11 protein-coding genes are annotated in these 13,390 nt (G+C 60.3%); 6 read left to right on the plus strand and 5 right to left on the minus strand.

Annotated elements, in window-relative coordinates; all coding sequences use genetic code 11:
• Positions 1–32 precede the first annotated feature (32 nt).
• The 3 genes from mmsB to chvE all read right to left on the minus strand — a co-directional run bounded on the left by mmsB (position 33) and on the right by chvE (position 3,930).
• Positions 33–1,238, minus strand: coding sequence for a multiple monosaccharide ABC transporter permease (mmsB, locus tag HX898_RS15330; RefSeq protein WP_011653085.1), 1,206 nt, complete (start codon positions 1,236–1,238; stop codon positions 33–35).
• Positions 1,235–2,773 (minus strand): multiple monosaccharide ABC transporter ATP-binding protein, encoded by a 1,539-nt coding sequence (gene mmsA / locus HX898_RS15335; protein WP_029872334.1) that lies wholly within the window; start codon positions 2,771–2,773, stop codon positions 1,235–1,237. The genes mmsB and mmsA overlap by 4 nt, the downstream gene beginning before the upstream one ends.
• A 92-nt stretch (positions 2,774–2,865) precedes the next feature.
• Positions 2,866–3,930 carry a multiple monosaccharide ABC transporter substrate-binding protein gene (chvE, locus tag HX898_RS15340; RefSeq protein WP_029872335.1) on the minus strand — a complete coding sequence of 355 codons (1,065 nt, stop codon included), beginning with the start codon at positions 3,928–3,930 and terminating at the stop codon, positions 2,866–2,868.
• A 271-nt stretch (positions 3,931–4,201) separates the two neighbouring features.
• On the opposite strand from chvE, the gene HX898_RS15345 reads away from it, so the two are divergent.
• From HX898_RS15345 to HX898_RS15355, 3 genes are all read left to right on the plus strand, one after another.
• Positions 4,202–5,206, plus strand: a complete 1,005-nt coding sequence (locus HX898_RS15345; protein ID WP_129421650.1) for a LysR family transcriptional regulator — start codon at positions 4,202–4,204, stop codon at positions 5,204–5,206.
• 160 nt (positions 5,207–5,366) lie between these two features.
• Positions 5,367–5,840, plus strand: coding sequence for a hypothetical protein (locus tag HX898_RS15350; RefSeq protein WP_138386852.1), 474 nt, complete (start codon positions 5,367–5,369; stop codon positions 5,838–5,840).
• A 311-nt stretch (positions 5,841–6,151) separates the two neighbouring features.
• The gene (locus HX898_RS15355) at positions 6,152–7,036 is read left to right on the plus strand and encodes a Hint domain-containing protein (RefSeq protein WP_180195029.1); all 885 of its coding nucleotides are present in this window, start codon (positions 6,152–6,154) and stop codon (positions 7,034–7,036) included.
• Positions 7,037–7,365: 329 nt separating this feature from the next.
• On the opposite strand, the gene HX898_RS15360 is transcribed toward HX898_RS15355, so the two are convergent.
• Complete coding sequence (locus HX898_RS15360; protein WP_003542043.1) at positions 7,366–7,647, minus strand: hypothetical protein; 282 nt, start codon at positions 7,645–7,647, stop codon at positions 7,366–7,368.
• Positions 7,648–7,928: 281 nt separating this feature from the next.
• On the opposite strand from HX898_RS15360, the gene iolG reads away from it, so the two are divergent.
• Positions 7,929–8,921 carry an inositol 2-dehydrogenase gene (gene iolG, locus HX898_RS15365; RefSeq protein WP_138330291.1) on the plus strand — a complete coding sequence of 331 codons (993 nt, stop codon included), beginning with the start codon at positions 7,929–7,931 and terminating at the stop codon, positions 8,919–8,921.
• A gap of 360 nt (positions 8,922–9,281) precedes the next feature.
• On the opposite strand, the gene HX898_RS15370 is transcribed toward iolG, so the two are convergent.
• Positions 9,282–10,532, minus strand: coding sequence for an ROK family transcriptional regulator (locus tag HX898_RS15370; protein ID WP_138386850.1), 1,251 nt, complete (start codon positions 10,530–10,532; stop codon positions 9,282–9,284).
• Positions 10,533–10,759: 227 nt separating this feature from the next.
• On the opposite strand from HX898_RS15370, the gene xylF reads away from it, so the two are divergent.
• Both xylF and HX898_RS15380 read left to right on the plus strand, forming a co-directional pair.
• A complete protein-coding gene (gene xylF / locus HX898_RS15375; protein ID WP_003542055.1) occupies positions 10,760–11,800 on the plus strand; it encodes a D-xylose ABC transporter substrate-binding protein in 1,041 nt (346 codons plus the stop codon).
• A 266-nt stretch (positions 11,801–12,066) separates the two neighbouring features.
• Positions 12,067–13,380 (plus strand): sugar ABC transporter permease, encoded by a 1,314-nt coding sequence (locus HX898_RS15380; RefSeq protein WP_017989150.1) that lies wholly within the window; start codon positions 12,067–12,069, stop codon positions 13,378–13,380.
• Positions 13,381–13,390: the final 10 nt, after the last annotated feature.

Genomic DNA, 13,390 nt, shown 5'->3' on the forward strand with positions numbered 1-13,390 from the left:
ACTGCGAATGCCTGGCTGGCGCCTTGAGGCGCTCAGCCCTTGTTCTTGTTGTAAACGTCGAAGAACACTGCGGCGAGAAGCACGAGGCCCTTCACCATCTGCTGGAAGTCGATGCCGAGCCCGACGATCGACATCCCGTTATTCATGACGCCCATGATGAACGCGCCGATGACCGCGCCGGTGATCTTGCCGACGCCACCGGACGCCGAGGCGCCGCCGATGAAGCAGGCCGCAATGACGTCGAGCTCGAAACCGACGCCGGCCTTCGGCGTTGCCGAGTTCAGGCGCAGCGCGATGATCATGCCGGCAAGGCCTGCAAGCACGCCCATATTGACGAAGGTGTAGAAGCTCAGCCGCTCGGTATTGATGCCTGAAAGCTTGGTCGCCTTCGAATTGCCGCCCATGGCATAGATGCGACGGCCGATCGTGGTCCGGCGAGTGATGAAGGCGTAGATCGCAATCAGCACCAGCATGACGACGAGAACGTTCGGCAGGCCCTTATAGGTGGAGAGCAGATAGCCGATCCACAGGATGGCGAGCGAAACGACCAGGTTCTGGACGATGAAGAAGCCCATCGGCTCGACATCGATCCCGTGGTCTTCGTTCACCTTGCGGCGGCGCCAGGCGAGGTAGAAGAGGATGACAGGCAGGATCACGGTCAGGATCAGCGAGGTCGACTGCACGGGTGTGCCGGCAATGTCGATCATGTCGCCCGGCAGGAAGCCGGTGCTGATAACCTGGAACTCCTTCGGGAACGGACCGATATTCTTGCCGTTCAGAACTGTCAGCGTCAGGCCGCGGAAAACAAGCATGCCGGCGAGCGTCACGATGAACGACGGAATGCGATGATAGGCGATGAAATAGCCCTGCGCCGCGCCGATGATGCCGCCCACGATCAGGCAGATCAGGCCGGCAAGCCAGAAATTCATGCCCCATGACACGGTGAAGATCGCCGCGAGCGCACCAACAAAGGCGACGATCGAGCCCACCGACAGGTCGATATGGCCGGCGACGATGACGAGCAGCATGCCGAGCGCCATGATGACGATGAAGGAGTTCTGCAGAACAAGGTTCGTCAGGTTGACCGGCTTGAAGAGAATGCCGCCGGTATAGAACTGGAAGAACACCATGATCGCGACGAGTGCGATGAGCATGCCGTATTCACGAATATTGCCGCGGATATAATCGGCAACGGAAACGACGTTGCTATGCTCGGTTGTCGGGTTGACCGGAGTCATTGTCTCTTCTCCCCTGAGCGCATGATAGCGCGCATGATAGTTTCCTGGCTTGCTTCTCCCTTCGGCAGTTCCGCGACGATGCGTCCTTCGTTCATCACGTAGATGCGGTCACATGTGCCAAGCAGTTCGGGCATTTCCGATGAGATCATCAGAACGCCCTTTCCATCGGCGGCAAGCTGGTTGATGATAGTATAGATTTCGTACTTTGCGCCAACGTCGATACCGCGGGTCGGCTCGTCGAGGATCAAAATATCGGGATCGGAAAACAGCCACTTCGACAGCACGACCTTCTGTTGGTTGCCGCCCGAAAGATTGACCGTTTCCTGAAAGACGCCGGAGGAGCGGATGCGCAGCTTCGACCGGTAATCGGTCGCGACCCTCATCTCCTTGATGTCGTCGATGACGCTATTGCTCGAAATCCCATTGAGGTTGGCAAGCGTCGTATTGTGCAGGATACTGTCGCTGAGCACGAGACCGAGTTGCTTGCGGTCCTCGGTGACATAGGCAAGACCGGCGTCGATCGCCTTGCGCACAGTACTGACATCGACAGCCTTGCCATTGACGAAGACCTCGCCGCTGACTTTGTGGCCATAGGATTTGCCGAAAACGCTCATCGCGAATTCGGTGCGGCCGGCACCCATGAGACCGGCAATGCCGACGACCTCGCCCTTGCGGACGTTGACGTTGATGTCGTGCAGCACTTGGCGGTCGCGGTGCTGCTGGTGATAGGCGTTCCAGTTCTTCACTTCGAAGATCGTCTCGCCGATCGGCACGGAGCGCGGCGGATAACGGTCGGCCAGATCTCGGCCCACCATGTTCTTGATGATGATGTCTTCGCTGATCTCGTCCGTGTGACAGTCGAGCGTCTTGACGGTCATGCCGTCGCGCAGGACCGTGATCTGGTCGGCGACCTTGCGGATCTCGTTCAGCTTGTGGGAAATGATGATCGAAGTGATGCCCTGGTTGCGGAACTCGATCAGCAGATTGAGCAGCGCGTCCGAGTCCTTTTCATTGAGCGAAGCGGTAGGTTCGTCGAGGATGAGCAGCTTGACGCTCTTCGACAGCGCCTTGGCGATCTCGACGAGCTGCTGCTTGCCGACGCCGATGTCGGTAACCAGCGTGTTCGGAGATTCCCGCAGACCCACCTTGGTCAGCAGCTTCTTCGTGCGGTTGAACGTCTCTTCCCAGCTGATGACGCCGTTCTTGGCATTCTCGTTGCCGAGGAAGATGTTCTCGCCGATCGAAAGCAGCGGCACGAGCGCCAGTTCCTGGTGGATGATGACGATGCCGATTTCTTCGGAGTCCTTCAGGACCTTGAAGTTGCGCGTCTCGCCTTCATAGACGATGTCGCCTTCATAACTTCCTGTCGGATAGACGCCTGATAGCACTTTCATCAGGGTCGATTTGCCGGCCCCGTTTTCGCCCACCAATGCGTGGATCTCACCCTGGCGAACCTTGAGGTTCACGTTCTCCAGCGCCTTGACGCCCGGGAACGTCTTGGTGATGCTCCGCATTTCGAGGATGGTATTGTCCATAGTCAAAGTTCCAGCGCCTCCAGCCGTCGAGCGGCTAGGCGATCATAAAATCGAAGACCGGAACCCGCAAGCGCGGGTTCCGGTCCCTCTCATTACTTCAGCTTGTCTTCGGTGTAGTAACCGCCGTCGACGAGGATCTGCTTGTAGTTGGTCTTGTCGACGGCAACCGGCTTCAGCAGATAGGACGGAACGATCTTGACGCCGTTGTCGTAGGTCTTCGTGTCGTTGACCTCGGGCTCCTTGCCGGACATGACGGCATCGACCATGGCAACGGTGACCTTGGCGAGTTCGCGGGTGTCCTTGAAGACCGTCGAGTGCTGTTCGCCAGCAATGATCGACTTGACCGACGGAACTTCAGCGTCCTGACCGGAAACAACCGGGAGCGGCTGGTCCGGAGTACCGTAGCCGACGCCCTTCAGCGACGAGATTATGCCGATGGACAGACCGTCATAGGGAGACAGGACGGCATTGACCTTGGCGTCGGTGTAGTTCGCCGAGAGCAGGTTGTCCATGCGGGCCTGGGCCGTTGCAGCGTCCCAACGCAGCGTGCCGACCTTGTCCATGCCGGTCTGGCCGGACTTCACGACGAGCTTGCCGCTGTCGATGTAAGGCTGCAGAACCGACATTGCGCCGTCATAGAAGAAGAAGGCGTTGTTGTCGTCCGGCGAACCGCCGAACAGTTCGATGTTGAACGGGCCCTTGCCGTCCTTGACGCCGAGGGCGTCGACGATGGAGCCAGCCTGCAGAACGCCGACCTGGAAGTTGTCGAAGGTGGCGTAGTAGTCGACGTTGGCCGAGTCGCGGATCAGGCGGTCGTATGCGATCACCTTGATGTTGGCGTCATGAGCCTTCTGGAGAACGTCGGAAAGCGTCGTGCCGTCGATCGAAGCGATGACGAGAACCTTGGCACCCTTGGTGACCATGTTTTCGATCTGCGAAAGCTGGTTCGGAATATCGTCGTCAGCATACTGCAGGTCGGTCTTGTAGCCAGCGGCCTCGAGCTGCTTGACGATGTTGTTGCCGTCGTCGATCCAGCGAGCCGAAGACTTCGTCGGCATCGCGATGCCGACAAGCCCCTTGTCCTGCGCCATTGCCGGCATAACGAACGAAGCGACGCCGAAGGCAGCCGCAGCCATCAATGAGATAATGGATTTCATTTCTCTCTCCCTTGTTAATAGAGCAGCGGACGAAAAATCGCCCGCCCCGAAACTGTGGCAGGTTCCGTATTGGATAATTACTTCAGATGGTGAGAAACGAAGTAGGTCTCCTCCACGATCTCACACGTGTTGAGTGCCAACCAGCACACGGCGGCAAACTGGTATGGATTCCTATAACTGTCAAATAGAATAAGTGGTAATATGCATAACAATTTTGGTATATCGTTAAAAAGTATTACTTTTGATGGAGCGCAGTGAGGAGGCTGCAACCATGACGATTGTTTCTGAGCCATTTTCGATGGATCACGTCGATATCCACAGCGATAATTTCGGCGATGACAGCCTGTTACGCGCAGGACTTAAGCTGAATCACCTGCGCATGATCGTCGCAATCGAAGATAGCGGACAGATTTCCGCCGCAGCCGAGGTTCTGAACATTTCGCAGCCTGCCGCGTCGCGGATGTTGTCCGAAATGGAATCGATCACCAAGACGTCGCTCTATGAGCGCGTGGCCCGCGGCGTGGTGCTGACGACCTTCGGCGCAGCGCTTGCTCGAAGGGCTCGGAAGATCCTCCTGGAGCTGCGCGAGGCGAGCCGCGAGATCGGTGAATTGAAAAGCGGCAAGGGCGGCTCGGTCTTCATCGGCGCAGTGACGGCGCCGGCCATGAGCCTCGTCGTGCCGGCAATCAACAAGGTGCGCAAGGCCTATCCCGGCATTGAGATCAACATCCAGGTGGAGACGAGCAACGTGCTTGCCCGCGAGCTGCTCGCCGCCCGCCATGACTTCATCATCGGCCGCATTCCCGATGATCTCAATCCGCGCCTGTTCGAGGTGAAGGAGATCGGCATCGAACGGGCTTGCCTGATCGTGCGCAGCCGCCATCCGCTCATGAAGCAAAAGACGAGCAGCCTCGCCGAGGTCAGGGATTACGACTGGGTGTTCCAGCCGCCGGGTACGCTGCTGCGCCGCACGATCGAGGACGTCTTCCTGTCGCGTGGCGTGGCGTTGCCCGAAAACATCGTCAACACCTCCTCGCTGCTTTTGACCTGCGCCATCATCTGCGAAACCGATGCGATCGCTCCCGTCGCCGTCGATGTCGCGCAGTTCCTTGCAAGCCAGGGCTCGAAGGCTTCCGATGTGCGCATGCTGCCGATCGATTTCGACATCAACGTCAAGCCCTACAGCATGATCACCGCCAGAGAACGGGCGCTGCCGCCGAGTGCAAGGCTGCTCTACGACATCATCCTCGAGGAGAGCCGCAAGCAGGCCGGCTGACGACAGCCGCAAGCCCTGCGCCATCTTGCTCTCTTTTAATACGCCTCGAGCAATTCCAGCAAAAGTGTGTAGCGGTTTTGCGTCCGGAATTGCGTGAACAAGGAGATAGAGCATTTCCGTGGTTCGAAGAAAAAGCGGAAATGCTCTCAAGGAAGGCGGGATGCTGTTCGGGCAGTCGGTATTTCAATCAGTCCTCGAGCGGCTGAAGGCGGAGGACGAGACGGACGAAGGCGCCGAGGCGCCGGCGGCCCATCGGGTGCCGGGCCTTGCGACCGGGCTTGCCTTCGATGTCATGGAAGGTGTCTCGGCCGCCTCACAACGCGTCGGCCAGGCCTATTTCGACAATCTGGATCTCGATCCCGCCGCCGCGCTCGCGGAGGAACCGGCGTCTGCGCCTCCACCCGAGCCCGTCATGCCGGACCATCTCGCCCGCATCGCTCCGGAAGAGATCGCTGCAGAACTGGCGATCGTTGCCGCCGATACCCAACAGACACTGAACGAGAAGCGGCGCGCCTTTGCCAAGGCCAATCATCCTGATGGCGTCGCAGAGCCTTTCCGCGACAATGCCAACAGGCGCATGATGATCGCCAATCTGCTGATCGACGAGGCGATGCGCCGCCTGTCGCACAGCTGAAGCTTTCTCGCGAACGCAGGCAAACATTCCGAGGCTTTGGAAGAGCCGCCGTTTCCGGCTCGATTCGCGAGCTCTATATGGGCTGTTTTTCCTGCGCTTCAACCGGTGCTCATGGTGCTCAGTCTGATTCTTTCGCGCTCGGGTAGCAGAGAAATATGCTGCTTTTTACTACCGGCAATAGCGTATTTCGGGACCCCCGTAGACCATGCCTACGCCCTTGTCGGTAGGACCTAGCGCAATTTAGCGAAATTGAATGCGATACAACCCAGTGTAACATAGGGCGGTGTAAATGTTTTCAGGAGAGCGCCGACATGTCATCTACGGAAGATCCGAAGCTACCACGCAATACTGCGCGCAGACATTTTCTAGGTGTAGCCGCAGCCGCCGGAGCTCGTCTTGCCGGCGTGGCCGCCTTGGCCACAGCAATTACCACCTCTCCGGCCAACGCGCTGGGGCGGCTTTGGGGACGGGGCGGCACCGGTGGAAACGGCGGCTCTGGCGGGGGCGGTGGCTCAGGCGGAAGTGGTGGCTCCAGTGGCGGTGGCGGCAGCGGGAGCGGCCCACAATGTTTCCTGCGGGGAACGGCGATCCTCACGGATTGCGGTGAGAAGCCTGTCGAGGATCTGCGCATCGGCGATCGCATTGCCCTTCCTGACGGTAGCACCCGTCCGGTAAAGTGGGTCGGCCGCCAAAGTTTCAAGAAGAGCGGCGCGCGCTGGCAGAAGGACGTCGTGCCGATCCGGGTTTCCCGCCACGCACTGGACGGGCACACACCTCATTCGGATCTCTATCTGTCGCCTGGCCATGCGCTGCACCTGAACGGCATTCTGATCCAGGTGAAGGACCTCGTGAACGGCAAGACGATTGCATCGGTCACTCCCGCCGCCGACGTATCGATCGATTACTATGCCGTCATGCTCGATACGCACGAAGCTATCCTTGCCGAAGGTGCTGAGGCCGAGTCCTTCCATCTGAAGAACAGCAATCACGAGAACTTCTGCAATTTTCCAGAGTACGAGCGCCTCTATGGCAAGGAACGCATCGTGATGACATCTTTTGCGCCGTTGCTGGGAGGTGGCTGGTCACATTTGAAAGCGCTTCTCCTGCTCGGCGTTTCGCCGCTGGTCCCGATGCACGATCCATTCGGGGATGCCTGCGAAAAGATCGACGCGAAAGCCAAGGAACTGTCACTCTGACAGGACGGGAATGCGCCGGAGATCGGGCTGGCTGCACGCGAAGCCGTGCGTCGGTTTTGCGATCGTATCAAACAAAAACGTCAAGCGTGGCGCGCATCGGAAAGATCGCGCCACGCTTCGATTATTCGGCCCTCTTCTCTTCGTCTACTGCCGCTCGTCCCCGCCCGCGTCATCGGGTGTGACTACTGCCGCCGTGTCCGGTGAAGGCACACCCACACCGCCGGCCAGCACCCCCCACGGTATTGCCTCTGCCCTTCCTCGACAATGCGACGAAGCGGATGATGCTCGCCAATCTGCTGATCGAAGCGCTGCGGCGAATCGCCCGCTGATTATTCCGCCTGCCCGTCCTTGGAAGGCTTTTCAGCGGTCGCCGCAGGCCCTTCTTCTTCCTCGGCGTCAGGCTGCGCGGCCGGCTCGGTGGCTGGTGGCTGCGGCTTGAAGGTCCAGAACAATATATAGAAGGAATAGGCGCCCGCCCCGCCCGCGAGCACGCCCCAGAACGGATCGCCGGTGACGAACTCGACCACGGCCCAGCCGAAGCAGACGGCAACGATGGCAACTCGCACCCAAAGGCGCCGGTATGCCGGATGGTTCGGATCGATCAGCTGCATCTTTACCCCGCGGTCGGATATGTCGCACTGCCCTCGGCCTGTGCCGCGCTTGTCTCTAAAGCCTTTCCTGGCCAGATTAAAGTATTCTGTTGGCTCAAACGGTATCGAATGTTCGAGAAGCCGGCTCCAGCAGAACGCTTCAATCCGAGCCGGAAATGCTCTGGTTCGAATCTTGCAAATGTGAAAGATCCGAGGCCTTGACGCGACGCAGAGAAGGTGGAATGAAAATTCCAGAAATTTGACAATTCGGTTTATTTGTTCCGAATTCAAGGGAGGTTGGAATGACAGTGAGATTTGGTCTTCTTGGCGCCGGCCGCATCGGCAAGGTTCATGCGAAGGCTGTCAGCAGCGACGCCAATGCAAAGCTCGTCGCGGTCGCCGACGCCTTTCCGCAGGCAGCTGAAGCCATCGCCTCCGCCTATGGCTGCGAGGTCCGCACCATCGAGGCGATCGAAGCCGCCAAGGATATCGACGCCGTCGTCATCTGCACGCCGACGGATACCCATGCCGACCTGATCGAGCGCTTCGCCCGCGCCGGCAAGGCGATCTTCTGCGAAAAGCCGATCGATCTCGACGTCGCCCGCGTCAAGGCCTGCATCAAGGTGGTGGAAGAGACCGGCGCCAAGCTGATGGTCGGCTTCAACCGCCGCTTCGACCCGCATTTCATGGCTGTCCGCAAGGTCATCGACGAAGGCAAGATCGGCGATGTCGAGATGGTGACGATCACCTCGCGCGATCCCGGCGCCCCGCCGGTCGACTATATCAAGCGGTCGGGCGGTATCTTCCGCGACATGACGATTCACGATTTCGACATGGCCCGCTTCCTGCTCGGCGAAGAACCGGTGTCGGTTTTCGCGACCGCTGCTGTTCTCGTCGACAAGGCGATTGGCGAAGCTGGCGACTACGACAGCGTTTCGGTGATCCTGCAGACCGCATCCGGCAAGCAGGCGATCATCTCCAACTCCCGCCGCGCCACCTATGGCTATGACCAGCGTATCGAGGCACACGGCTCCAAGGGCCTCGTCTCGGCCGAGAACCAGCGTCCTGTTTCGATCGAAGTCGCCAACGGCGACGGCTATACCCGCCCGCCGCTGCATGATTTCTTCATGACCCGCTACACCGAAGCCTATGCCAACGAGATCGCCAGCTTCATTTCGGCGATCGAGAAGGGCTCGAAGATCTCTCCATCAGGCGCCGATGGTCTCGCAGCGCTGGCACTCGCCGATGCCGCGGTCCAGTCCGTCAAGGAAGGCAAGCTCATCAAGATCGGCTGACGGCCCTCTCCGGACCGGAAGCCATGCATGAGATGGCCGGGCGCTTGCCCGGCCATTTCGCGTTTCAGAGATCTTTTGGTGAACGGCGTGCTGCGACGCCCCCCTCTGGCCTGCCGGCCATCTCCCCCACAGGTGGGGAGATTGGCTGGGCGCGCGCTCGCCCGACAACAGGCATCACAGCACGACGAAACGCTAGACGGGCGGTAAGGTTTAGCCACTTGTGATCTCCCCACCTGTGGGGGAGATGGCCGGCAGGCCAGAGGGGGCTGGCACGGCACACCCCTCAAAGTCGCATACTACCGCATACTACCGACTGGCCCGTTGCTGCTGCAATCACCACACGTCGGTTGAAAGAAACCCTCACCCCGATTCCTGAATAATCGCCGATGCCTGGATTCCCTGAACGCCCGACAGAACGATATCCTCGTCGATCACCGACAGCGCCCGGTTCAGATGTCCTTCGAAGACGAGAATCTGCTCGTCGGCCACCACCCTGATCTCGGGCATGCCCTCCATGCGCACGATATGCGATTGGCCGAGACCCTCTTCGATCCCTTGCCGAAGCAGGTCGTAATAACGCGTGCCCGGCCCGGTGATGGCGATCGGCATGCGCTCCGTCAGGCTCAGCATGCGCGACAGCCCGTTGCCGAGCGCCAGCCCCGCCTGGCGGAAGGCAAAGGCGGGGACGCGGTGGCCCTGGCGCGCCTTTGCGGCGATCTTGTCCAGTTCCGCCACCGGCACGAACTTTGCCGGGATCGTATCGAGCGGCACTTCGAAGGCACTGCGCAGGATCGCGTAGAAACCGGCATAGGCCTCGATGCAGCCACGTGTGCCGCAGCGGCAGAGCCCGCCATTGGCCATGTGCAGCATGTGCCCGAAATTGGGTGCCGATATTTCCTGGCCCGTCTGGTTCCCGCGCCTGACGATGCCGAGCCCGACGCTATGGCCGAGCGAAAGGGCGGCGAGCGAGCGGAAATCGGCGCCCTTCAAGATCTCCTCACGCGCGCCGAGCGCTGCCGCGACCAGCAGCGTCTCGTTGTCGAGGATCACCTTGGCCTGCCATTCCGGCCGGAGTGCTGATTCGAAATCGATCTGCTCGCTGCCGAAGATCGGCGACCAGACGAGAACCGGCTCGGTGGAATTGACCAGCCCCTTGCTGCTGATCGAGATCAGCAGCACCTTTTCTTGGCTGATCTTCGAGCGATCGAGAATCCGCAAAAGCCCGGCCCGCACCGCCGCGACAAAGCGGACGGCACCCGCAGGATCATGGGAACGTTCCTCGCTGAAGCGGTCGATCAGCTTGCCGGCATAATCGACCAGCGAATATTGCACCGCATCCGAGGAGATGATGACGACGATGAGATAGCCGCAATCGCGCCGCTGGCGCAGCAGCACGCGCGGCCGGCCGCGGCCGCTTGCCGGCTGCTGTTCCGATTTTTCGATGACCTGGGCTTTTTCCAGCTCAGTGGTGATCGCCGAGATGGTGGCCGATGACAGCCCGGTGGAATCGGATATTTCGGTATGCGCGAGCGCACCGTGGCGACGCAGCACGGACAGCACGAGCACGCTGTTTCTCTGCCGGACCAGCTCCGTGCTCGACTTGGTCAGCATGAATGCCGCCCTCTCCTCCTGCTTGCTCTTCCCGTGGTTTCCACTGCATCTCCAGCCGCTGTTTCGCAAGGAAATTAAGCTGGCAGTGCAGTGTTGACAGTTGAAAAAATCTCTGACACTAAATTTCTCGACTGTCGAGAAAAAAATCCGAACCTTTCTCGACAGCTATTCGCGGTGGCCGGAGGAAGCATGGGCTGGGCCGGTCGCAATCCACTCGGGAGGACATTATGAAGTCTATTTTGAAATTGATGGCGGGTGCTGCCATCCTCGTTTCCGTGCATACCGCTGCCATGGCTGCCGATCTGGTCGTCGGTGTTTCCTGGTCGAATTTCCAGGAAGAACGCTGGAAGACGGACGAAGCCGCCATCAAGAAGGCTCTCGAAGCCAAGGGCGCCAAGTATATTTCCGCTGACGCGCAGTCTTCTGCCGCAAAGCAGCTGACCGACGTCGAATCGCTGATCTCGCAGGGCGCCAACGCGCTGATCATTCTCGCCCAGGACTCCGATGCGATCGGCCCGGCCATCGAAAAGGCCGCCGCTGAAGGCATCCCCGTCGTCGGCTATGACCGCCTGATCGAAAACCCGGCTGCCTTCTACATCACCTTCGACAACAAGGAAGTCGGCCGCCTGCAGGCTGAAGGCGTTTTCAAGGCCAAGCCGGAAGGCAATTACGTCTTCATCAAGGGCTCGTCTTCCGATCCGAACGCAGACTTCCTGTTCTCGGGCCAGCAGGAAGTGCTGAAGGCCGCTATCGACGCCGGCAAGATCAAGAACGTCGGCGAAGCTTATACCGACGGCTGGCTGCCGGAGAACGCTCAGCGCAACATGGAGCAGTTCCTGACCGCCAACAACAACAAGGTTGACGCCGTCGTCGCTTCCAACGACGGCACTGCCGGCGGCGCCATCGCGGCGCTCGACGCGCAGGGTCTGGCCGGCTCCGTTCCGGTTTCCGGCCAGGACGGTGACAAGGCAGCCCTCAACCGCATCGCTCTCGGCACGCAGACGGTTTCCGTCTGGAAGGACAGCCGCGAACTCGGCCAGCGCGCCGCTGAAATCGCTCTCGACCTCGCCGGCGGCAAGGACATGAGCAAGATCGACGGCGCCCAGGCTTTCAAGGGCGGCCCGAAGGGCGTTGAAATGCAGTCGGTCTTCCTGAAGCCGCTTGCGATCACCAAGGACAATCTGAACGTCGTCATCGACGCCGGCTGGATCTCCAAGGCGGAAGCGTGCCAGGGCGTCAAGGCCGACAGCGTCGCTGCCTGCAAGTAAGCCATGGGCTTGTAACTGAAATTGCCGGCGCCGCAGCGGAACACCGCTGCGGCGCCGGATGCGGATGAGAACTCCAACGACGAAGTTTTCTCCGCTTCGCCGCACCATCGCGGGTTTTCATTCCCTGCCGGAAGGGTGTCGCGACGCCACGCGACCGGCTTCCGGAAGCATCGCGATGGTGAGTTGAAGAACAGACGCATGACGCCGATGGCAGCCTCTAGCGCGCTGGCGCATCCGTCCAAACAAAGTGGGGGAACGGCAAACCCATGGCCGAAATGGTAAAATCCACAACATCAAGCGGACCGCGAGCGGCGGAAGCCAGTCCGGTGACCCGCTTCTTCCGCGCCACCGAGATCGACACACGTCTGCTCGGCATGATCGGCGCGCTGATCATCATCTGGATCGGTTTCCACATCATCACCGGCGGCCTCTTCCTGACCCCGCGCAATCTCTGGAACCTCTCGGTCCAGACGACCGATATCGCCGTCATGACGACGGGCATGGTGCTGATCATCGTCACCCGAAACATCGACCTGTCGGTCGGCTCCGTGCTCGGCCTCTGCGGCATGATCATGGGCGTGACGCAGGCCAAGATCCTGCCGGAATATATCGGCTTCGATAGCCCCTTCACCTGGGCGATCACGCTGCTGGTCGGATTGGCGGCAGGCTGCCTGATCGGCGCCTTCCAGGGCATCATCATCGCCTTCCTCAACGTTCCCTCCTTCATCGTCACGCTCGGCGGCCTGCTCGTCTGGCGCGGCGCCACTTGGCTCGTCACCAGCGGTCAGACGGTTGCCCCGATGGACCAGACCTTCCGCATCATGGGCGGCGGCGCCGAAGGCTCGATCGGCGCCACCTGGAGCTGGATCGTCGGCATCTGCGCCTGCCTCTTCGTTATCGCCAGCATCGTCGGCTCACGCCGGCAGCGCCGGCGCTTCGGTTTCCCGCGCCGGCCGATGTGGGCTGAATATTTCCTCGCCGTCCTGAGCTGCGTGCTCATCCTCGGTGCGGTCTGGATCGCCAACAGCTATTACTGGCCGATCAACATCGCCAAGAAATATGCCGAGACCAACAATATTCCCTGGCCCGAAACCGGCCTGGATATCCCCTACGGCATCGCCGTTCCGGTGTTGATCGCCATCGTCGTCGGCATCATCATGACCTTCATCGCGACAAGGCTGCGCTTCGGCCGCTATGTCTTCGCAATCGGCGGCAACCCCGAAGCGGCCGAGCTCGCCGGCATCAAGACCCGCTGGGTCACCGTGCGCATCTTCGCGCTGATGGGCATTTTGGCCGCTATCGCGGCCGCGATTTCCACCGCCCGCCTCAACGCCGCAACCAACTCGCAGGGTACGCTCGACGAGCTCTACACCATCGCCGCCGCCGTCATCGGCGGAACGTCGCTGGCAGGCGGCACCGGCACCATCGCCGGCGCCATGCTCGGTGCGCTCGTCATGCAGTCGCTGCAATCGGGCATGGTGCTTGCGCATGTCGATACGCCGCTCCAGAGCGTCGTCGTCGGCACCGTCCTTGTCGTGGCGGTCTGGCTCGACACCGTCTACCGCGCCCGTGCCAAGTGAGAGGAGCCCT

The sequence above is a fragment of the Rhizobium sp. WYCCWR 11128 genome (assembly GCF_013416305.1).
GTDB classification, from domain to species: domain Bacteria; phylum Pseudomonadota; class Alphaproteobacteria; order Rhizobiales; family Rhizobiaceae; genus Rhizobium; species Rhizobium indicum.

Coding starts and splice junctions, on each gene's coding strand:
- HX898_RS15350 (WP_138386852.1), top strand. CDS start 5,367: ATGCTGTTCGGGCAGTCGGTATTTCAATCAGTCCTCGAGCGGCTGAAG.
- HX898_RS15370 (WP_138386850.1), bottom strand. CDS start 10,532: ATGCTGACCAAGTCGAGCACGGAGCTGGTCCGGCAGAGAAACAGCGTG.
- HX898_RS15380 (WP_017989150.1), top strand. CDS start 12,067: ATGGCCGAAATGGTAAAATCCACAACATCAAGCGGACCGCGAGCGGCG.
- xylF (WP_003542055.1), top strand. CDS start 10,760: ATGAAGTCTATTTTGAAATTGATGGCGGGTGCTGCCATCCTCGTTTCC.
- HX898_RS15355 (WP_180195029.1), top strand. CDS start 6,152: ATGTCATCTACGGAAGATCCGAAGCTACCACGCAATACTGCGCGCAGA.
- mmsB (WP_011653085.1), bottom strand. CDS start 1,238: ATGACTCCGGTCAACCCGACAACCGAGCATAGCAACGTCGTTTCCGTT.
- mmsA (WP_029872334.1), bottom strand. CDS start 2,773: ATGGACAATACCATCCTCGAAATGCGGAGCATCACCAAGACGTTCCCG.
- chvE (WP_029872335.1), bottom strand. CDS start 3,930: ATGAAATCCATTATCTCATTGATGGCTGCGGCTGCCTTCGGCGTCGCT.
- HX898_RS15360 (WP_003542043.1), bottom strand. CDS start 7,647: ATGCAGCTGATCGATCCGAACCATCCGGCATACCGGCGCCTTTGGGTG.
- iolG (WP_138330291.1), top strand. CDS start 7,929: ATGACAGTGAGATTTGGTCTTCTTGGCGCCGGCCGCATCGGCAAGGTT.
- HX898_RS15345 (WP_129421650.1), top strand. CDS start 4,202: ATGACGATTGTTTCTGAGCCATTTTCGATGGATCACGTCGATATCCAC.